The organism is Heyndrickxia sp. FSL K6-6286, from assembly GCF_038630395.1.
Lineage (GTDB): Bacteria > Bacillota > Bacilli > Bacillales > Bacillaceae_C > Heyndrickxia > Heyndrickxia oleronia.
Genome location: NZ_CP152029.1, coordinates 4,227,789 through 4,248,741 on the forward strand (window position 1 = coordinate 4,227,789; position 20,953 = coordinate 4,248,741).

Sequence of the window (20,953 nt, forward strand, 5' to 3'; positions counted from 1 at the left end):
TACACAATGAAATGCTCATTAATCCTTAAGTGCTATAAATTGTCTTTCCACTTCTATATTGTTAAACAGATTCTCTTTCTACAATGCGATAAGGTATTTTTACTTTTTCTTTCGATTTTTTTATCACTAGGCTACAAGCTTGTTCACCGATTTTCGTTAACTGGTGATCTACTGTAGAAATCCCCATACCGATACCAATTGGTTGATTTTCTTGACCAATGATTGCTAAATCAGCAGGGATTTTCAATTGTTTAGACTTCGCATATAAATATATACCACCAGCCACTTCATCACCATTCGCATAGATTGCTGTTGGTCTTTCAATTAAATGCAGGAATTGCTCAGCTGCTTTATATCCGTCTTCTAAGCAGTGACACCCTGAGATATGATATTCAGGGCGAAGTTCACCAAAAATTTCATTATAAGCATCAATCATTTGCTTTGTGCTATTGCTTTCAAGCCTAGCTGTTGTGAAAGCTACCGCATAATGTCCTTTACTTTTTAATAATTGAAATGCCTCTAGATAAGAAGAATAGCGATCCATATAGGAACATCCAATTTCATTGTGCTGCGTATATTCACAAGATACGATTGTACCATAATCGCTATATGGAATGATCGTTTCCCAATCATTTGCTCTTGAAGTAATAATGATGCCATCATACAGTTTGCTTTTTAATTTTTGCAAATACTCTACTTCTTTTGCTTTACTATAATTTGAAGGAAGCACCGTAATCGAATAATCATTCTCTAATGCCTTGTTTAGTACACCGTTTAATATTTGATCAAATGCTGGATTATTGTTATATGGCAAAATAACTCCTATTGTTCTTGTTTCTCCTCGAATTAAATCAATGGCATTTTTATTAGGTGTATAGTTCATTTCTTCAATAACCTTAAGAACAGACTCTCTTTTCTCTTTAGCAACATACTTATAATTGTTAAGAACTCTAGAAACAGTAGAGACTGATACACCCGCTAATCTAGCAATATCGTTAATATTTGTCATTACATTACCTCCAACATATATCGCCAAGGAAACTTACGCGTTTACTTTCAAATTCTGAAAACTTTTTATAAAGTTTTGGAGATTTCCATTAAAAACCCATCTTACCGCAATTCTGTGGTCTCCTAAGATAAGTGTAGAATGTTCTTCAATATCTCCTGTTTCTCCTTCAAACCAGAAAGACATTTCGATATTTAATAATTTGGGGCTTATTACATGTAACCTTTTATTGGTTAATACCAAATCTCCAAAGTATATATTTTGTATTCCATCAAAGATTTCCAATAATCCTGTAAGGGTAGATAGTACATATTCCTCTCGCTGAAGGATAAATTTTCTATTCATCTTTCTTCTCCCTTCTTAAAAAAAGCTTACTTTCAATCTAATTTATGAAATGCATTTCAAGTCAAGATAAAAAGCAAACTTAATTTTTACAGGATCCAATTAATCTGGAAAAAGGAGTCATGCTATCTATTATTAAATTAACATACACCGTTTGTGGAGCAATAATCAAAACCACCAGTGTGAACTGGTGGTTTGCTCTGCGGCTGAAAGCCTATGTTACCGGCCTTGGCCTAAAAGGCCCACTGAGAGGGTTTCCCGCCTGCACCACATTCACTCACTAATTCTAAAGAATTTCTTTATTTCTTCTTATTTTTCTCTCCTGTAAATGGGTCATATTCCTCGAATAATGTTAATTGATCACCCATATAGTCTTCCTTTAGCTGATTTCTAATGTATTCTTGTATTTGTTTCTTATTTCTGCCTACTGTATCAACATAGAAGCCCCTACACCAGAATTTCCGATTTCCGTATCGATACTTCAAATTGGCATGTCGATCAAATATCATGAGGCTACTTTTTCCTTTTAAATAACCCATGAATTGAGATACACTTAATTTAGGTGGAATACTGACTAACATATGAATGTGATCTGGACAGGCATTTGCTTCATGAATTATTACACCTTTCCGTTCACATAAATCTCGTATGATTTGCCCAATGCTCTTTTTATATTTTCCATAAATAATCTGCCTTCTGTACTTTGGGGCAAAAACTATGTGATACTTACAATTCCATGTTGTGTGTGCTAAACTATTCATGTCCTTCACAGGGCATACCTCCTTCTATGGTGAGATGAAGTGGTCGGGAAACCAACTTTATCTTACCCTGAAGTGAGGTTTTTTTATTACCACGCTATAAGCTCTCTGGAACCCCCGGCATAGCCAGGGGTTTTCTAAACCATAAAAAAAGAGCTGATTAACTCTTGTTAATCAGCTCTAGCCCCTGACAATACTCAGAATGTTACATTTTATTGTATAATACCAATGTTATCCATTTCTAACATTTAGAACAGGGAAAACATATTACTGCTGGATTATCTGAATTAAGTTTCCACAAGTATCGTCGAAGACAGCTATTATGTCTTCTCCAATTTTTTTCGGCTCCATAGTAAACCTCACGCCGTTTTCCGATAATCGTTCGTACTCTTTATGAATATCTTCAACACCAAACATTGTTGCCGGGATACCATCGGCATATATTTTCTTTTGATACTCCTGGGCAGCAGGATGATTGTTCGGTTCGAGTATAAGCTCGGTTCCATATTGATCTTCTGGAGAAACAAGAGCTATCCACCTAAATTCTCCGACGGGAACGTCATGCTTTTTTTCAAAACCCAACTTTTCTGTATAAAACTTTAATGCCTTCTCTTGATCTTGTACAAATAAACTGGTAACAATGATTTTCATGATGTTTTTCCTCCTTTGATATTATGACGCAAGGTACTATGCTAACTAACTGGCTTCAAGTAAAACGACTACACATCTGTCAGAATTCCTGTTCCGATTTATAAAACTACTCTATCCATCCTTCCAGCAAATTTTTAAGTGGTTCGTTGTTGAAAATAATTACTCGATATTTTCCCTTTCGTTTTGATTTTACGAGTCCTGCACCTTCCAATGTAGAAAGATGTTTAGCTATCGCCTGTCTCGAAACGGAAAGGTTATGATTCATAATAAGACGTGCCGTAAGTTCATACAATGTCATCTCGTTGCGTTAGGATAATTCGTCTAATATAAGTCGGCGAGTTGAGTCGCTAAGAGCTTTGAATATAGTATCTTTATCCCATTTCATATTTTCAGTATATGCAACTTTTTGGTTGCTGTAAATATTAAGTAACTTTTTGGTTACCTATTATATATAAGCAATTCTATAGTTCCTTGATAAAAAAACGTATCATGCAATCTCAACAGTTAAATTGATACAAAAAGTAGGTTAAATGTTTTTATATTTTTAACATGTTCTTCTCCAACTATTCTCCTCCTTTAGCACAAAGACTGAAAATCGCTCCTTATGGTAAAAAAACAGTTCCTTATTGCAAAAAATGTTTGTACTATGTGAGTTAGTACCTCTCTTTTACAATTTTTACTCCTATGATATTCCTCCTATTTCCTTCGCATTTATTCCATAAAAAAATTCCCTTTATGAAAAAAATTCTTAAGAAGTTCACTTTCATTTACCGATATACTATACTTTAAATCCTTCGTTCTCAATACAAACTCTTTTACTCCAATAAATTCTGATTCGGCAATCAAATAGAATTGTGTTCCTTTTTTATACCCATTAAATTGCCTTTTAAGTGTATATAACTTCATTGATAACCTCTATGGTAAGTTAATATGATTTTTGTTTGTGTTTTTTGGATCTCTTCGTAAACTTTGTTGCGCTCTGTATTATTTGTGTGAATTCGGACATGTAGAGCGAATCTAGGTAATCGAGTCCGAATCAGATCCCTTTAGCATAAAAAGACTATTATTAAATAAAGGTGTAAAAAACAACCATTGCCAGTACAGCTTTTTTATATACGGAATTATACCATTAATAATAGCTATGGAATCGTATACCCTTCTTCAATTAAACTCCCCTTTCGTGGAAATGAAGCAGCAACTCCTTTATTTATTCAACTAAAAGTGCATTTCTAAAAATAGATAGTGCATGAAATTATTATTAGTAGGCAATCCCTACACGCATTTTTATATAATCGCTACTTTTTATTTGACTAAATGCAAATTCAGCAGTATCCGACACTGAAATTTTAATACCACCCTCCGGCAAAAAATGACTAACTGTTCGATATTTGCCTAACCTTTCCCCATCAGGTAAATATGTAGGACAAACAATCGTCCAGTCGAGTTTTGATTGTTTAAGCATATCGTAGACTTTATGATGTTCTTCGGCTGCACGGGTTGATTTTTGCTTAGATTCACTTGACTGATAACGTAGTAAATATGGGCTAATCCTACTTTGCAAAATTCCAGCAGTTCCTATAGTAATAATTCTTAGTATATCTTCATGTTCCATTGCTTTGATAATAAACGGCATACTGTTTGATAAAGTGGTTGTCCCATCTGTATTGAGTGCACTAATAACCACATCAATTCCATGCAATGCGCGTACAATATCGTCTTTATTTAAAACATTTCCTTGAAGGATAGTTAAATTGTCATGATTTAACTGAATCTTTTCTGGAGTCCGGACTAATACAGTTACATGATGTCCGTCATCAAGAGCATAAGTAACTATTTGGCCCCCAACTCGTCCAGTTCCACCTAAAATTAATATATTCATTAAAACGAATCTCCTTTTAAGAATCAACATATTACACTAAACTAGTATATCTTCTATTTTAAATAAGTTAGGATTTCTTTTTAAGTATATAATTTCACAATCACTTTAAATTTAGGTAAGGGATCTAGTTCTGTTTAGTGATAATAAAATTATTGAATTTAAGTTTTAAAAGATACGAACCCTTCTACATTTTATTGTAGTAAGGCTCCTTAAAGTTGTTTAATAATTATTCAACTAAGGTCCCCTTATAGTTTAATAAGAATACCTTCACAATCTTTTGTGTAGGATCATACAAAAAAGACGCCTTATCACTAAAGAAAAGCGCCCGATTGCTGATTATAAATATTATTAAATGTATCCGAAACGAACACCATAAGATGTGTTACTGAGAGTTATTATTTTCAGTTGCTGTGTTCCCCATTGCAATAGAAATTCTATTCCAATTATTGATTTGATTGATTATAAGAACTAGGTCAACATATTGCTTCTCGTCATAATATTCACGTACTCGTTGATAAAGCTCATCTGGCACGCGTTTTGTCGGGATTAAAGTCACGTACTCTGTCAACTCAAGAGCTACTTTTTCTGCATCTGTGTAAAATGTACACTCTCTCCAAGCACTAATACAATATAAACGTTGTTCCGTTTCTCCCATTTTTCTAGCATCTGCCGTGTGCATATTCAAACAGTACGCACAACCATTTATTTGTGAAGCCCGAATTTTTATCAGTTCACGTAGTTTACGGTCTATACCTGTAGTTTTCGTATACTTCTCCATTTCCATCATTATTTTAAGTGCTTCTGGCGCTACGTTGTAATAATCAATTCGTTGTTCCAATTTTATTCCTCCTTTTATTTCTTTTCATTTAAGATTGTATTAATTTAGATGCTAATCTTGAAGCAGCCATTTCAGCTTCTTTATAAGACGATAATTAAAGATCAAGTTAATCGCCGATTAATATTGTCAATGATATATGCAATAATTATTTTTGTCAAATGAATAAAATCTTCCAAAAAGGATATCTTTTATTTGACTAAAACCCTAAATGCACCTAAGATACAATTTGATAATCCAAACAAAGGTAGGTAAATTTTATGCAATATAGTGTCGGAGTTGAATATGCTTTACATTGCCTGGTTTATTTAATTGATGTTCCTTCCAATGAAAGTGTTGGAATTAAAGATTTGGCAGAATTTCAAGGACTTTCTGAGACATTTCTTTCAAAAGTTTTCGGTAAATTATCTAAGGCTGGTATTGTAAGTTCTGTTTCAGGTGTAAAGGGAGGTTATAGGTTATCTAAGTCTCCAGAAGAAATTTCCTTTTGGGATGTAGTTGAAGCAGTTGAAGGTCCTAAGCCTATTTTTCAATGTAAAAATATTAAAGATAATGGTTATTTGTATAGAGAAAGCTGCTGTTCAGCTCCCTCCTTTTGCACCATCAATTTAGTTATGCTTTCCGCGGAGGAAAAAATGCGTGATTATTTACGTAGTAAAACTCTTTCTTGGTTAAGTGAAGAGCTTGATCGTGTCTTACCCAAACAAATGCGTGAAGATACTCGGAAATATTTTTCGAAAAGTAGAATATAAAACAAACCTCTCATGTAATTTCTTAATTAAGAGGAATTTAGAGAGGTTTTTTCTTAGTTCAAAGGAAAAGTATCTTTCCATTGTCAACTGGATAATCCACTCTTAGATTGCTTGTATACTGTATTTGTTCCACACTATCTAAATATTGATAAGTGACTTTAGCTATTGCTCGTGGGGTCATTTTTTAAAACTTTTTTTGTACCTTTACTGATATATGGTTTTGCACTCTTTTTTCTGTTTTTACTAGCTTGCCAACGATTCCACCCCTTCTTGTCTGTTCCTCTCCCTGTACCGCCTTTTCCTTTAGCTTTACTCATAAAATCACTCCATTATTTTTCTAAGTTGGTATACCTATCGAGTTAGTATTAGTCATTTTACTAGGCTATTAACCATACATCTTGGTAATTCTGAATTGACAATTGCTACTATAGAATGAATGCCGGGATGATTATACGCTCCTGCTACTCCATTGATATAATTGATTTTTATTTATGTATGAAAAAATCAATGGTCTAATGCAAACTCGACTACTTCCTTGTATGTAATATCTCAAGTATTTTCAAACATTATTTTCACTCCTTAAAAAGGGTAAACCATTTTCTCTATTCCCACAAGCTTCGAAGAGTATAGTTTCCAACCACAATTTTCGCTAACCTGCCCAAATTTCTTCTAAGTGCAAGAACTTAATGATTAAAAGAAATCAACGAGGCCGAAAGAGTTTGCAAGCTTTTTCATTTTCTGTTATGATAATAAAGAATTATTTTTGTTCGGTGTAAAGGATAGTATAAGTGTCGACTTTTCGTCTTGATGATCACTTTGGGCAAGGATAGTAACACATTGTGTGGTTACACACTAGGAGGCAACATAAATGGAACAAGGTACAGTTAAATGGTTTAATTCAGACAAAGGTTTTGGTTTTATCGAGCGTGCTAATGGAGGCGACGTATTCGTACACTTCTCAGCTATCCAAAGTGAAGGTTTCAAATCTTTAGACGAAGGTCAAAAGGTAACATTTGACGTTGAGCAAGGACCTCGTGGAGATCAAGCAGCTAACGTTCAAAAAGCTTAATCTAAATAAAATTGTACAAACAGGCCCTATTTCATAGAGCCTGTTTTTTTATGTATTTCTAGATTATTCTTAAATAAAAAAACCTACTCAACGTTCGAGTAGGAATCTAAAACAGGTACCGTAAAATGATTTTAAGCTATAAAAGGTTCACTACAGTATAACATATTTATTAACAACATACAGAGCTTTCATCGACCATTCAAAAATTAATTTGAAAGTATGTATTTCTAACGAGCTAACCTACATCGTAATCAAATAAAAAATGTCACCAAATTGTCAGCTAGATTTTAATTACTTGCACTCGTAAGTGTTATTAATATATCTTTGGTATTTATGTGTTTTATATTATTTATAACCTGATTGTCCCTCGTTTATTAACATCTCATATAACCCGTCTGTTACAAGGTTAATGTTAAGGTTATCCTTAAAATCGGATAATCTTTTCCAAACATCTAAATATTCTGTATCCCCTTCAATCCCTTGAATGATTTCCTATTCATAAGCTTTGTTATAGAGATACTTGGATACATATATAATATCAAATTCATACCCCACTTTTCCATACCAAGGATCAGTGATACCTTGCAAAGTTGGTTCAATAGTATCTTGATTTATTTTTTCTTTGACCTCACGAATCACAGCTGCTTTACTGTCCTAACCGTATTCAATGGTTTCTTCAACTGATCGGTAATCAACATGCACAAAAAATCACATGATTGTTTTGGTCATAATCATGTCCGTTTGTTCTTCATCACCCATATAAAAAGAGTGGGATCCACTTTGAACAAACCCCATTTTCTTATAAAAAGCGATAGCATTTTCATTTTTTTCCCATACACCTAGCCAGATTTTCTTTTTATTACATTTCATCGCACTTTCAATCGCTATATTTAGCAGATATTTACCAAGCCCATGTTTTTGAAATTTTTTCTTTATATAAATTCTCTCGATTTCAAGTGATTCATCGCCCATATCTTCAGACTGAGCATCATTGATATTGACCTTTAAATATCCGGCGACTTCATTTTGAAAATAAACAAAAAAGAATTGAGAAGAACTGTTCGATAATTCTTTCTCTAATTGTTTTAAAGTAAAAGCCTTTTTCAAATAAGCATCCATATTTTCGGGAGAATTCTGATGTTTAAATGTCTCATTAAATGTTTCGTAACTAATCTCTTGAAGTTCTTGTAAGTCTTGAAGGGTGCACTGTTTGATATTTATAGTCATTATAAAATGTCTCTCCTTTAATAATTAATAATTTCTCCTGTTTCCCTTTTTTACAAATTCCCAGTCTTTTTCTATATTTTTTCTTACTCTTTGAATAAGATTAAAAATGATTTCTATTTCACTTTCGGAAAATCCCTCTAATGCAACGCTATTCGAATAATCATTTTCTCTTTTTATAAATGGATAAACATTTTTCCCTTTCTCTGTTGGAAAGAGCTTTTTTATTTTTTTGTTCTGTTCATCTTCTTTCTTTTCAATAAATCCATTTATTTCAAGTTTTTTTATAGCACGAGAAGCTGTTGTTCGATCTACTTTGATCATCTCAGCTACCTTTTCTTGAATAATGCCTGGATTTTCACATATTCGCACAAGGTACAAATACTGGCCTTTTGTAAGATCATATTCTTTAAATTCTATATTACTAATAGAATCTAATGCCCTTGCTATCATTCCGATTTCACGAAGAACTTCCATTATCATTGACTCCTTAATCTATTTTGTTGCAAATGCAATAATAATCATATTCATTTAATATAACTCATTTTTATTGCATTTGCAATAAAATAGGAAGAAAATAGAATATGTTTTATTGTTGGAACTTCACTTTTTGATTGGACTATCCATAGATGTGAGTTTATTTAGGAGCTTAGGAAATAAAAAAGACCCCAGGTTTTGGGGTTGTAAACAGCATTTATATCCAAGGTTATGATGGAATTCCTATTCTCTATCATTTACTTTCCAACTTTTTTGCAGCTTCCGAATATAAATGATCTGTCCAATATGATAAGCGTTATGGGTTACTACATTTCCAAGTATCGCCCACCATTGGGCAGGTACAGGGAAACCATTTACATTGCTTTCTATTTTTTCTTCTGTAAGTAGATCTTGCCATTGTAATAAAACCTTTAATAATTCTTCTTTTAAATCATTAAATGTTTTATTTTCTGGAATGATAAAGCTATTATTATTATTTCCTATGGAAGGTACAGCATTTAAATGAGATTTTTGATATCTAGTTTGCCAAGTTTCATTCCAATAGAGTAGGTGCTGCACTATTTCAGCGATGCTATTACTATTTTCATTAGGCTTCCATAATGCATCTTCTTCTGACAAATTTTCTACTGAGTCCGAAAATGGAAGATACCAACTAGGGTCATTAGCATTTGCTAACAACTGATCGGATAATACATCTTTAGCATGAACCATACTTTTCCCCACTCCTTCATATATTCATCTGATTTAATAGCAATAATTCAAGCGGCCAATTAATAAATTTCTCTTAAATAAAAATCACAAAAATAGAAAAGATAAGCTCCTCCTCAATATGGCCCAATTGTTGAAAATAGGTTAAGTCAACTATTAAACTATACTTTCTTAAGTTATAAAAGCTACTTGTAAAGTAGTTCGAGACTTAACTATATTTCTGCGCCTTTTCCACTATCATTAGAGACATTTACCGTTTTCAAAATTTGTTTATGGCTTAGATATTTAACTTAATATTCAGAATATTCAAACAAGAAAGGATTATCTATTTGATGTTCTCTTTATTTCACCCATTTGTTCAAGTAGATATCTTCACAAAAACATTGCCAAAAGCTTACTAAATTTCAGTAAACCACCACACCCAAAGATTGATACTCACTACTCCCCAAACAGTGGTTCCTACTATCCACCAAATTCGTTAGCGAATGTGAAGTGTTTAATATTCAAAGTTTCGAACCACACCAAGGACAAAAAGAAATACTAATACTCGATGTGCCACCATCATGAATTATCAAACCATAGTCATTATTTTTTCTATCGAAAATTATTATTTTATCAGGGCATTCAAAATGATTCTCATGTATTTTACATTCAAAATTCGCATGATAAGTCATATTCTCACAACAATGTCTTTTCATAACTTCAATTCTCCTTATGTAAATTGCTTCTTGTTACATAAATTAATACTACAGTTATCACTATTACACTAGGTGAAAGATCCCCCCCCCCAAAAAAAACGATTCCAGAAACAACAAATAAATTATAATTATAATCAATTATTAGATTGCAAAATATAGCAATCAAACATAGCTTTTTCCTTACATAGTTTTTTTATTATCTTAATAAGCCTTTCTTGCACAAAAGAAGCGTTAATAATACTGTAATTAACGCCACTCTTAATTTAAGTACATTTTTTGACATATTGAGAAGTAAACATTTTAGAGGTGTTACAGGTATAAAAAAGCTCGTTTTTTTATGAACCCTTATAACTAAATTTACTCTATTGTGTAATCGTGAATTATTTCTACAACTTCAATTTCTCCGTTAATCAATAGTTCAGGAAGCTCGTTTTTTACATTACCTCTCCAATATTCTCTAGCTTGTTCAATTTTCTGCGAGAAAGGAACCCCATCTGCCTTCGGCAAAAGTTCTCCATCTCCCTCAAAATAATTCCCTACAACTCGTAGTTTAACAATCTGCATAACTTTTCGATTATAAGAATCAAATAATTCTTTCCATTTCAGAGCTTCATCATAGCTTTTCGCAGCGTATAAGCAAGATAATCTTGAAGGATAATCTGGATATTCTTGTAATCTAACCATTTCTGTTATTACTTCTCTGATAGCTCTAGTTGTTTGATCCGCATAATCTACAACTACCTTGGCATTCTCTTTATTCAAGTTCAGGCCTTCACTGGTAAAATGATTATATAATATCTGTATAAAGTCTTCGCCTTTAGAATTAAATCGTTCTCTTTCAAAAAAGAAGCGATATAAGTTATTTTTTTGGTTATTATCAAAGTTAATAATCTGCCCAAGACTCATTTCTTTATTAGTAACAATGTGATAAGCATTAAAATCATTCCTTTTCATGATTCTGCCTGCCTCCTGTTAATCTCAGCAAGTTGTCTATAATATTGATGTTATATCAATTTTGTATTTACATTTTAAATTGTTCAATTGCTCGTTCTCAAAATTTCCGATAAGCCATTGTCATTCATGTATCGAAACCCCTCAATTTTCCCTTTTTCCTCTTCAGAAAAAAGAACTATCCCTTCTACGCTTGCAGTTTTTTCTTCAACTCCATTTTTCTGACAGCCAACCTTTGCAATGAAGTTATAAAGATATGAATTCTTCTCACTTTGCTCAATTATGATATTCTTAAGACTTAACTTATAGTCATTATGGGTAGCTAACGTTGGGTATTGTCCACCAAGAGCAGATATGAAGGAATCAAACGCAGATTCTATAAAATAAGGTCCGTATACCTCTGTGTAATACTTCTCTAACTCTGTAAAAGTCATCTTTATTAAATAGCTCCACAAATTGCTCATCTGGACCAGTAAACTAATGCTCAAGAACTTTTTTAATTGTTTCTTTATTTATGTCTTCTGCATCAACCTTTGAGCAAGCAGCTATTAAAAAACCTGACATGATCAACATTAAACTTAAAAAATAATGGGTTTTGCCTTATTATTATTTTTTGTCATTACTACACTCCCCCTCTTTCAGGTAATACGTTTGGAATGCATTTAAGATTCGGATTCATACATTTTTCTCTTAAACTAAGTTGCCTCGTACTAAAAAGGCTGCTACTTATATATAGCAACCTTCAAAAATACTTTTTATACAGTTTTCGTCTTAAATGGCCACTTAATTAGGCATAATCCCTTGTTGTTTCACTTTTCGCATATCTCATCGAAGCCTAAACATTCCTAAAAAGATATAAACCAAATCCAAGGGTATCTCTTCCCCATTTTAGATACATTTCTCTCCAACTTCTAATTTTCTCCAACATCGCAGGACAATCAGGATCCTCAGGTGTCATATAGCAATAATCCTCAATCGATTTTGAATACAACCATTCATATGCATCAAAATCATCTTCATTTGCAACAGTAGACCATAGCGGTATTAAACCATAATCCTCCGCTGTAAATATATTCTGGGTATGATACAAAATTTCCTCTTCCTTTACACCAAATAAATGTAGATATTCCTTATCGGGTTTTTTTCTCCAATAAAGCTCTCCTATAAGTATATATCCGCCTTTTACTACTATGTTTTTCAAGGATTCTATAGTATTTTGATAGCCACCTAAAACATGTGAAGACCCAATACAAATTCCTACTTTAAATTCTTGATTCAATGTTTTTATTGTTAGATTAGCGTCTTGATTAAGAATCTCAATGTTATTTAGAGCACCTCTGTTTTTAGCATTTACCTTTAATTGTTCAACGAAATTACTATATTGTTCAATTGCAATACAATTAGAACTGTACTTTTCAATTATTCGAAGAAGAATTTCACCTTTGCCCGCACCTATGTCAATTACCTTATCATTAGCAGTTAAAGAAAGGATTTCAACAACTTTATCAATTTTTGCTGGGTTAACTGGGCTATAAAAAGAATGATTTTTATGGGCTATTGCTGAAAACTTATTTCTATCCAAATCAAAACCTCCAAACATTATTCGCCTACCTACATAACAAAAATGTAAAACATCTTATTTATTAAACTACCTCCTACAACAATACACCGTTTGTGCTAGTAAGAAGACAATGATTTTGTTCAATTCTCAACCTAAAATGGTTCATTATCCTTATTTGCTCCTCAGTTAACTTTTCTTTATTCCAGTACATGTGCATTAAGCTGTATTCAAATACTTCTTTTAATTTAATAAATAAGGGCAGTTTATCTAGCATTTCTGAGGATATTTCATTTTCCTCCTGGTATCCTTCGATAATTGCTTTTGTGATAGCCCTTCCATATTCAACAATGCTACCTCCACCTACATACGAATACTCCATCGCACTATAGATTGGAACTGCTAAATCAAAAACATAAAAATGTTTCTCGCAATCTTGAAAATCAACCATAGTCAATTTTGAATCATGATCAACTAATATATTCTCTAACCATAAATCACCATGTAATAATCCATAATTCGAATGATTTTTTGGCATTTCTTTTATTGTTAATAAAACCTCTTCCGCAATTTCTCTAATAGCAGTTTCTTCTTTAGGAATGTATTTGAGAAAAGCATATTCCTCATTATCATGCCAATCGTTGATATATTTAATTGGATGCATCTCTTCAAATTTTTTGGAGAAACGATGTAATCTACCTATTTGCCGACCTAATTCTTTTAATATATTGGCATTCCATTGGTTTCTTGGTAAATGTACACCAGGCGCCGATTGATAAAGAACAGTTAATCTTTCATTATTGTTTAGAGTTATCTTCTCTACTACCTTGCCATTTAGTGAAGATATTGTTGGTGATACACCTAATCCTTCTTTATACAGGAAGTTTGTGTAATTAACTTCTTCTAATTGTTCATCATAATTTTTATAGTTTGTGATTCTTGCGAAGCAATCACCTTGTTTAGTAATACACCGAAACATCTCATTTGTTACTGCTTTAACCTCTATAATATCCACTGGGTATATTTCATTAAGTAATTCAAGAATTTTATCTACCATATTATCTCCCCTTCTCTATAAAGACCCTACTTTTTTAAGTTCAAGAGTTTCATATTCAACTCCGCTTTTCCCCCTTACTTGAATAACTTCAACAAAAAAAGCATTAATCCTTCTTCGATTAATGCCCCTTATAGGGTAAGTACATTCCTTTACAAATTTTTAGAACTAATTTCATTTATTATTGGAATACCATATGAAAGCACAAGTAGCAACTGCCCTTGCTGAAACAATTGCCCTCATGTATTAAAAAATCCCCCCATTAGTGTGACCTTTCATAAAAGGTAACGAATGAATCAAAGTTTTTTGTAAACTCCGTGGAAAGATTTCTAAATCCACGTTTTAACTCACCTCTAGATAAGTAGCTCCCATTTTTTAATTGAATAATGTTTTCCTCCAACAATAATAGATCCTTTATATTGTTAACTAAATATCCTCTTTGTTCACTTGTATAATCCACTTGAACAAGAAGGCTTAGAAAAATTTCTCTAACTTGCTTGACCTCGAAAAGCATTGTATCCAACTTCATTTTATCAATAGGGATAGAATCTTTACTAACTAACCAATCCTGTTCAAAAATAGGCAGGACATATTGTGTTCGGTCTATAGTAAGATTTGGAACTTTATTATTCAAATCCGCCTTTAAATCGTTTTCATAGGAACCCTTGAAATCGTTAAAAATCTCCTCAAAGGTTTTACCATTATGCAAAACATTATTGGGCTGATAAACGTAATTTTTTTTCACACTGAAAGGGGAATAAGGGTAACACAAAGTCATTATAAAAATAAAAAGTAGGATTAGTACGGATAATCCCCCTATTCCTCCAATAATTCTTTTACCCTTTAAGCTCATATAAATCTCCTCCCTTAAGGAATCATAGACGAAATAACCTTAAAATAGTTCCAGTCCAACAGTTCCTAAATAAACAAACCTGTCCCTTTGGCTTAATCACTTCAACAAAAAAAGCATTAATCCTTCTTCGATTAACGCCTCCAATGGTTTAAGTGCACTATATAACAATCTATCTATTATTTGATATTAAAGAGCCTTCCCTTTCTATTGATAGATTACATTTTTGGAGCTTCCATACCAAAAGTTGCCCATTCTTCTTTTGACGGGCCATAAATACCTGGAACGTTTAATCCCGCCTGACGCATTAGAACCGTCATTTGTCCGCGATGGTGGTTTTGATGCTGAATCAAAAACAATAAAAGTGACCCATTAGGAATTTCTTGCCCAAAAAAGTTTATCCGTTCTTCTAAGTCTTTATCGCTCCATTGATTTCTTAATGACTGTATAAATGAATTGCTGGCTTGCTTGTAGCTGTCTGCTATAAACTGGACCGAATCAGGAACTGGCCAATCTTTTGCTGGAGCGTCAAATGTTAAATTTGTATTTGAGGCAATGATGCGAATGGAACAAACGGTGTGCCAAGCTACACGTCCTAAAGTCCAATTCTGTGAAGTAATATCCTGTTTAAGTGAGTCATCAGTTAAAGCACTTAGTAATTTATGGGTAACCCCGGATTCATATTCCCAAGATTTTAAAAAATGGTCTAATTTTAAGAACATAAAGATCCCTCCATGTTTTTTTATATAACCACTTCGCTAAATATTTCAATTTCCCTTCCAATTATCAAAAAAACACGTGTGTATTATATAATATTTATTTTGCAACTACTTCAAGATAAGAGCATCCCTTGTTAAAAGAATACCTCTGTTAGCTTAAGTACATTTTTTCAGTATCTCTTTCCTGAATAAACTTGAAGAATATTCCCATCAGGGTCCGATACAAAAATTGTGTAAAGCTCCTTTTCTCTATTAGTAAATACTTTGAAGTTTTCTGCTTGGAGTAGACGATAATAGTAAAATATCTTCAACGGTTGTTGATTTTTAACTGCTAGTGACAATTCTTTTATTATATTAAAGTTGTTTTTCTGTTTAATTGTATCCGTTATAGCATTTGCCCTTAACGAAATTCTAGCTCGATGAAGGGCAGTTTTAATAGATTCATTACTAACTCTCAGCATTTCAGCGATTTCTTCTGAAGTATATTGAAAGACATCTTTTAAGGTTATTAGCATTGCCTGACGAAGTGGAAGAGTTCCATATAAGATTTCTAATAAGCTATCCCACTCAGTAGAATCCCAACTACTCTTATATAACTCGTCGGGAGAAGTCGGAATATCAATTTTCTTACGTTTTTCATCAATAAAAATGTTTCTTGCGATGGTGTATAGAAAAGTAATATTGATCTCCCTATTGGGTTCTCTTTGTTTTAACTTGATAAATCTAATCAGTGTTTCCTGGACTAAGTCCTCTGCTAGCCATTCGGAGGTTGTTAAAGATAAACAATATTTATATAACTTCAATGAAATCTCTTCAATATTTATAGCTTCAGTAACCATATTGCCTCCAAAATATTTTTTTATTATGTAACTTTTATTTCATTATAATCGTTTATATAAGGAAAAAAATAAGGAGAGTGATTTTATAATGTTTAAAGTAGGCGGTATTTTTATTCCTGTTACAGACTTGGAACGATCTAAAAGATGGTATGAATTAAACCTTGGTGTAACAAAAGTCGATGAATGGCAGGAAAACGGTTTAGATCATGGTGTGGGATATGTTTTTAAAGATGACTCGACAGGTCTTGCATTAATAAAGGTTGAAAAGCCTCAACCCACAGAATTTACTATTAAAGGAAAAAGCAAAAATGTCTATTATAATTTTGTTGTTGAGGATATTGAACCAGCTTACGGTCTTCTGAAACAAAATGGAGTTAAAACAACAGAAATTCATGATTATGGTGTTATGAAAGGATTTGATTTCTTCGACCCTGATGGAAATACGTTTAGTGTAGTAAGTGAAGAGATTCATTCGCCTTATCACAAAGACAACTTAAAATGATCAAAAATTAGTGGAAGCAGTTAAGGATTGCTTCCACCTTTGTTTACCCTATTCAACTGATCAACTCTTTAGTCGAATTAGATTTAAATTTCTTCCTGATATATTTCTGTTTTTATCGGCTTTTGATTCAATGGTATTTTAAACTCCTTAAGGTTTTCTATCTTATAAAAAAAATGATCTATATCATTATAATCCATTGACCATTCTTCGATTTCTAACCTCCTCAATTCATCTGTTGGTTTAAATAAAAATTCACAGTGAAGTTGTTCCATATGTGAATATCCATCTTCTTCATAAACAGTAAACTGACGTACAAAATCAAGGTAAAATAATTCTTCCCCAGTATAATCATATACACCACATTGAAATAGGATTTCTTTATCTTCTTCCTCCTCAACTGGCTCTTTACAAAAAGCCTTAAATGTTTCCCAAACCTTTTTTATATCATCGGTATCTTCACTAATCTTATTTTTAAGGTAACTTTCAGCATTATTAACCGTAATCATTAAAACACCTCCGACATTATAATGTATTTATTCTTGTTGGACTAAACTACCCTTCAGTTAAACAATCCTTGTTCTTTCCATTGATCGAAATATATTTGATAACCCATTTCTTCAGCAGTCATGGTGTATTGCGTATCTCCCAATTTAAAAGTATGCGACCCTGACAATGCTTCATAGGTCAGTTTCCCTTTTACATCGGCGAAAAGCGTTTCGAATGTATTCACATCTACTGATTGTATTGTTCCATTGGGATAAGTTTCAAGAAGAATGAAATCAGCCTCTCCCTGATCTGTATCCCCCTTAAACATCAAACCTGCTTCATTTAAAGACAAATATAATTGATTCATACTCAACCTCTATTCTTTTTGGAAAGTCCTTTACCTTATTGTACTAAACTCCCCTTTACTTAAAAAAGAGCATCCCTTATTAAAGGAATGCCCCTAACCGGATTTACTGATAACCTTCAATTATTCATACGAAACCTACATAGATATAGTTTTTGTTGCAACTGTTTGTTGAAATGCCAAATCATGTTCAACAATAACCATTGTGGGATTAAAGCTTTGAATAAGCTCTTCAATCTGCATACGTGAATAAATATCAATAAAATTTAACGGTTCATCCCAAATATATAAATGAGCTTTTTCACATAAACTTTTGGCTATGAGCAGCTTTTTCTTTTGCCCACCAGAATAATGAGATATATCTTTCTCAAATTGAATTTGGTCAAAATCCATCTTACGGAGGATAGATTTAAATAACGTTTCATCAATCGCATGCTCTTCAATAAAGTCCGATAACTGTCCCTTTAGGTGAGAAGTATCTTGTTGGACATAGGAAATGAGGAGGCCTGAACTTAACTTCATTGATCCTGTATGTTGTATCGGATTTCCTAGAATTAGTTTTAGGATACTGCTTTTTCCGCTTCCATTCTTTCCATCAAGTACAATTCGGTCCCCTTGTTCAACTTTAAAGCTAATTGGCTGATTCACTATTTGGTCATCGTACTTAATAGACACTTCATCCAAAACAATTAATTCTTTTGTCTGAAATTCCATTGGTTCCAATTTTAATGACTCAGTTTTTTCGACGTTTTTTAGCAGTTTTGACTTTTCCTCTATCGCTTTTTGTTGCCTTGATTCAAGGTTCTTTGCTCTCTTCATCATCTTAGCCGCTTTATGTCCTACAAAACCCTTATCCAACTTAGAACCCGAATTTGTTGTCCCATTTTTGGAAGCTTCCACTTGATTAGACCAACCTGCTGATCGCTTTGAAGCCTGTTTTAATCTCCCTATGTCTTTTTGTAGACGCTGATTGGTTGCCTCTTCGTGTTCCTGCTGTCTATCAAAATTTAACTTCCAAGAAGAATAGTTACCACTTTGAACTTCAATATTTGCTCTATTTATCGATAAGATGTGGTCAACGCATCCATCTAAAAAGATCCTGTCATGTGAAATTAATATGAACCCTTTTTTCTTCCTTAAATAATTAGAGACCATCTTTCGTGCATCAGTGTCAAGATGATTGGTTGGCTCATCGATTAATAGAAATTGACCCTCAGTCAAAAAAAGGGCAGCAAGCAACACCTTTGTTTGTTCTCCATTTGATAATGTTTTAAATGGGCGGTACATGACCTCGGCATCAACATTTAGATAGGATATTTCACGAAGAAATTCCCAATCCTCTGCTTGAGGGCAAATCTCTTCAATGATTTCATAAGTATATTTATTTTTATCCGAAACTGGATAAGGGAAATAATTAAATTCTACCGAAGATATGATCTTTCCACTATACTCATAATTTCCTAATAATAAATTAAAGAATGTTGTTTTACCTCTTCCATTTCTACCGATAAATCCAAGTTTCCAATCCGTATCTATTTGAAAGTTCACACCTTCAAAAATATTGTCAAAGCTTCCTGGATAAGAAAAAGTTAAGTTTTGAACTTGTATCATTGACATGATAATTCCTCCTTTGTATACCAATACTTTTTACTTTTTATACAAAGTCGGTATATCCATCATCTATTCACAATTTCTCCGTATAAGTTTGATGGATATTATCGACTTATACGGAGTTTTACATGTGTAACAATTGTGTCTAAATTACTCATTTCTCTCCCTCCTTTATTTATAGGTTAAAGTTAAAAATCTATGAGAGAATAAAAAATCCTCCCAATTTTTCATTGGAAGGATTAGTCGTTTACTTAACTTAAAAGCTCTTTTTTGCCATTCGAATAATGACAAATAAAGTATAAACTGATTGATTTAAAATGGACAGACTAATCCTATATTTTGTAGTTTGAAGTTATTCATTTCAAATAAAAATATAGATTAGTTAATCATTGTTCATCCATCAGTCCTCTCATAATTGTATGTTTATATTAACAATTTTTTTTATGAATTACAATATTAGCACCATCCTCACCTCAGACTACTGCTTGTTGCTCTTTTGATAATTTCCATACAATTGACCACATGCAGCATCTATATCAATTCCAAATTGACTTCTAATGGTCACATTAATACCTGATGATTTTAATTTTTTGTAAAAATTAGTAACATCATCTTCATTAACTTCACCGAACTTTAAAGGAGAACTGACGGTTGGGTTATATCTGATTAAATTTACATGATATAAACGACCTTCTTTATATCGACCTTTCAATAGACGTACTACTTCCTGCGCATGGTCAATAGAATCGTTCACCCCAGGTAACAAAATATATGCGATATATACTTTTCTTGATGTTATTCGTATATGCTCATCTAATGTGTCCAGTACATCTAATAATGGATACCTATCATTAATCGGCATCAACTTACTTCGTTGTTCATGAAAAGGAGAATGTAACGAAAACGTTAAATTAACCTGCGGATAATTCAGAGTCATTTTTTTTATACTAGGTATAATACCAATAGTTGAAATAGTTAACCTACGCGGGCTTAAAGCAAACATCGTAGGATCGGTGAGTACATCTAAAGCATCGAAAAGTTGTACATTGGCTAACGCTTCTCCCATACCCATAAAAGAAATACTATCAATGGAATGACCTTTTAAGTAAAAGTAAAGGATTTGGTCGGTTATTTCATCTGAAGTCAAATTTCTTTTTAATCCAATGTCACCTGTTGCACAAAATTTACACCCAAAATTACATCCGCACTGAGATGATATACAAAATGATTCCCATCCAGCCTTATATTTCATATTTACCGTTTCTATTTTTTCATTTCCTGAAATTCCAAATAAGACTTTAGTGACCTGCTCAGAATGTTGTTCCTTTAAAGGAACAATTCCTAAAATAGACTCTCCAAATTCCTTTACTAAAATTTCTCTTAACGATTTTGGAAGTACACTCATTTCGCAGAATTTACTTATTCTTTCTTTGAAAATCGCATTCAATATTTGATTCATTCTAAAGTTGGGGTAATTATATTTCCTTAAGAATTCTTTTATTCTTCCGTACTTATTATTTTGTTTTAATTGCATCTTTCTCATCCTTCCACAAGACTCTCTAGTTTTATAGGAGTAATTAGAAAGGAAGTGTCTATCGC

25 protein-coding genes and 1 pseudogene are annotated in these 20,953 nt (G+C 32.7%); 3 read left to right on the forward strand and 23 right to left on the reverse strand.

What is annotated here, in order from left to right; all coding sequences use genetic code 11:
- Positions 1-61: 61 nt before the first annotated feature.
- From MHI39_RS21340 to MHI39_RS21375, 8 genes and pseudogenes are all read right to left on the reverse strand, one after another.
- Entirely contained in the window at positions 62-1,009 is a 948-nt protein-coding gene (locus tag MHI39_RS21340) for a LacI family DNA-binding transcriptional regulator (protein WP_078111207.1), read from the reverse strand.
- A gap of 33 nt (positions 1,010-1,042) precedes the next feature.
- Positions 1,043-1,351, reverse strand: a complete 309-nt coding sequence (locus MHI39_RS21345) for a hypothetical protein (RefSeq protein ID WP_342540150.1) — start codon at positions 1,349-1,351, stop codon at positions 1,043-1,045.
- 296 nt (positions 1,352-1,647) lie between these two features.
- Entirely contained in the window at positions 1,648-2,109 is a 462-nt protein-coding gene (gene tnpA, locus MHI39_RS21350) for an IS200/IS605 family transposase (protein ID WP_058006971.1), read from the reverse strand.
- Positions 2,110-2,373: 264 nt separating this feature from the next.
- Positions 2,374-2,757 carry a VOC family protein gene (locus tag MHI39_RS21355; RefSeq protein ID WP_071977740.1) on the reverse strand — a complete coding sequence of 128 codons (384 nt, stop codon included), beginning with the start codon at positions 2,755-2,757 and terminating at the stop codon, positions 2,374-2,376.
- 106 nt (positions 2,758-2,863) lie between these two features.
- A pseudogene (locus MHI39_RS21360) lies at positions 2,864-3,142 on the reverse strand (metalloregulator ArsR/SmtB family transcription factor).
- A gap of 326 nt (positions 3,143-3,468) precedes the next feature.
- On the reverse strand, positions 3,469-3,663 hold the full coding sequence (locus tag MHI39_RS21365; protein WP_071977738.1) for a hypothetical protein: 195 nt from the start codon (positions 3,661-3,663) through the stop codon (positions 3,469-3,471).
- Positions 3,664-4,015: 352 nt separating this feature from the next.
- Positions 4,016-4,636, reverse strand: coding sequence for an SDR family oxidoreductase (locus MHI39_RS21370; RefSeq protein WP_342540151.1), 621 nt, complete (start codon positions 4,634-4,636; stop codon positions 4,016-4,018).
- 382 nt (positions 4,637-5,018) lie between these two features.
- A complete protein-coding gene (locus tag MHI39_RS21375) occupies positions 5,019-5,474 on the reverse strand; it encodes a carboxymuconolactone decarboxylase family protein (protein WP_180211537.1) in 456 nt (151 codons plus the stop codon).
- 257 nt (positions 5,475-5,731) lie between these two features.
- On the opposite strand from MHI39_RS21375, the gene MHI39_RS21380 reads away from it, so the two are divergent.
- A complete protein-coding gene (locus tag MHI39_RS21380; RefSeq protein WP_071977735.1) occupies positions 5,732-6,223 on the forward strand; it encodes an Rrf2 family transcriptional regulator in 492 nt (163 codons plus the stop codon).
- A gap of 158 nt (positions 6,224-6,381) precedes the next feature.
- Here the strand turns inward: MHI39_RS21380 and MHI39_RS21385 are convergent, their stop codons facing one another.
- Entirely contained in the window at positions 6,382-6,540 is a 159-nt protein-coding gene (locus tag MHI39_RS21385; protein ID WP_071977734.1) for a DUF3934 domain-containing protein, read from the reverse strand.
- Between the two features lie 551 nt (positions 6,541-7,091).
- On the opposite strand from MHI39_RS21385, the gene MHI39_RS21390 reads away from it, so the two are divergent.
- Positions 7,092-7,292 (forward strand): cold-shock protein, encoded by a 201-nt coding sequence (locus MHI39_RS21390; RefSeq protein WP_058006349.1) that lies wholly within the window; start codon positions 7,092-7,094, stop codon positions 7,290-7,292.
- A gap of 708 nt (positions 7,293-8,000) precedes the next feature.
- Here MHI39_RS21390 and MHI39_RS21395 read toward each other — a convergent pair.
- The 10 genes from MHI39_RS21395 to MHI39_RS21440 form a co-directional block, all read right to left on the reverse strand.
- Positions 8,001-8,519 (reverse strand): GNAT family N-acetyltransferase, encoded by a 519-nt coding sequence (locus tag MHI39_RS21395; protein ID WP_071977733.1) that lies wholly within the window; start codon positions 8,517-8,519, stop codon positions 8,001-8,003.
- Positions 8,520-8,543: 24 nt separating this feature from the next.
- Entirely contained in the window at positions 8,544-8,996 is a 453-nt protein-coding gene (locus MHI39_RS21400; protein WP_071977772.1) for a MarR family transcriptional regulator, read from the reverse strand.
- A gap of 240 nt (positions 8,997-9,236) precedes the next feature.
- On the reverse strand, positions 9,237-9,725 hold the full coding sequence (locus tag MHI39_RS21405; protein ID WP_180211536.1) for a DinB family protein: 489 nt from the start codon (positions 9,723-9,725) through the stop codon (positions 9,237-9,239).
- 1,052 nt (positions 9,726-10,777) lie between these two features.
- Positions 10,778-11,374 carry a DUF2441 domain-containing protein gene (locus MHI39_RS21410; RefSeq protein WP_071977730.1) on the reverse strand — a complete coding sequence of 199 codons (597 nt, stop codon included), beginning with the start codon at positions 11,372-11,374 and terminating at the stop codon, positions 10,778-10,780.
- Between the two features lie 83 nt (positions 11,375-11,457).
- A complete protein-coding gene (locus tag MHI39_RS21415; protein ID WP_342540152.1) occupies positions 11,458-11,805 on the reverse strand; it encodes a hypothetical protein in 348 nt (115 codons plus the stop codon).
- A gap of 401 nt (positions 11,806-12,206) precedes the next feature.
- Entirely contained in the window at positions 12,207-12,953 is a 747-nt protein-coding gene (locus tag MHI39_RS21420) for a class I SAM-dependent methyltransferase (protein ID WP_342540153.1), read from the reverse strand.
- Positions 12,954-13,026: 73 nt separating this feature from the next.
- On the reverse strand, positions 13,027-13,986 hold the full coding sequence (locus MHI39_RS21425; protein WP_342540154.1) for a phosphotransferase: 960 nt from the start codon (positions 13,984-13,986) through the stop codon (positions 13,027-13,029).
- A gap of 259 nt (positions 13,987-14,245) precedes the next feature.
- A complete protein-coding gene (locus MHI39_RS21430) occupies positions 14,246-14,836 on the reverse strand; it encodes a hypothetical protein (RefSeq protein WP_342540155.1) in 591 nt (196 codons plus the stop codon).
- Between the two features lie 215 nt (positions 14,837-15,051).
- Positions 15,052-15,555, reverse strand: a complete 504-nt coding sequence (locus MHI39_RS21435) for a DinB family protein (RefSeq protein WP_342540156.1) — start codon at positions 15,553-15,555, stop codon at positions 15,052-15,054.
- 167 nt (positions 15,556-15,722) lie between these two features.
- Positions 15,723-16,391: an RNA polymerase sigma factor gene (locus MHI39_RS21440; RefSeq protein ID WP_251346110.1), complete on the reverse strand. Its 669-nt coding sequence runs from the start codon at positions 16,389-16,391 to the stop codon at positions 15,723-15,725.
- Between the two features lie 88 nt (positions 16,392-16,479).
- Between MHI39_RS21440 and MHI39_RS21445 the strand changes: the two genes are divergently transcribed.
- On the forward strand, positions 16,480-16,893 hold the full coding sequence (locus MHI39_RS21445; protein ID WP_342540158.1) for a VOC family protein: 414 nt from the start codon (positions 16,480-16,482) through the stop codon (positions 16,891-16,893).
- 83 nt (positions 16,894-16,976) lie between these two features.
- Here the strand turns inward: MHI39_RS21445 and MHI39_RS21450 are convergent, their stop codons facing one another.
- The 4 genes from MHI39_RS21450 to MHI39_RS21465 form a co-directional block, all read right to left on the reverse strand.
- Entirely contained in the window at positions 16,977-17,399 is a 423-nt protein-coding gene (locus MHI39_RS21450) for a hypothetical protein (RefSeq protein ID WP_342540159.1), read from the reverse strand.
- Between the two features lie 53 nt (positions 17,400-17,452).
- Positions 17,453-17,746, reverse strand: a complete 294-nt coding sequence (locus MHI39_RS21455) for a hypothetical protein (protein ID WP_342540160.1) — start codon at positions 17,744-17,746, stop codon at positions 17,453-17,455.
- Positions 17,747-17,881: 135 nt separating this feature from the next.
- Positions 17,882-19,360 (reverse strand): Lsa family ABC-F type ribosomal protection protein, encoded by a 1,479-nt coding sequence (locus MHI39_RS21460; protein WP_342540161.1) that lies wholly within the window; start codon positions 19,358-19,360, stop codon positions 17,882-17,884.
- Positions 19,361-19,832: 472 nt separating this feature from the next.
- Positions 19,833-20,888, reverse strand: a complete 1,056-nt coding sequence (locus tag MHI39_RS21465) for a Cfr family 23S rRNA (adenine(2503)-C(8))-methyltransferase (RefSeq protein WP_216385193.1) — start codon at positions 20,886-20,888, stop codon at positions 19,833-19,835.
- Positions 20,889-20,953: the final 65 nt, after the last annotated feature.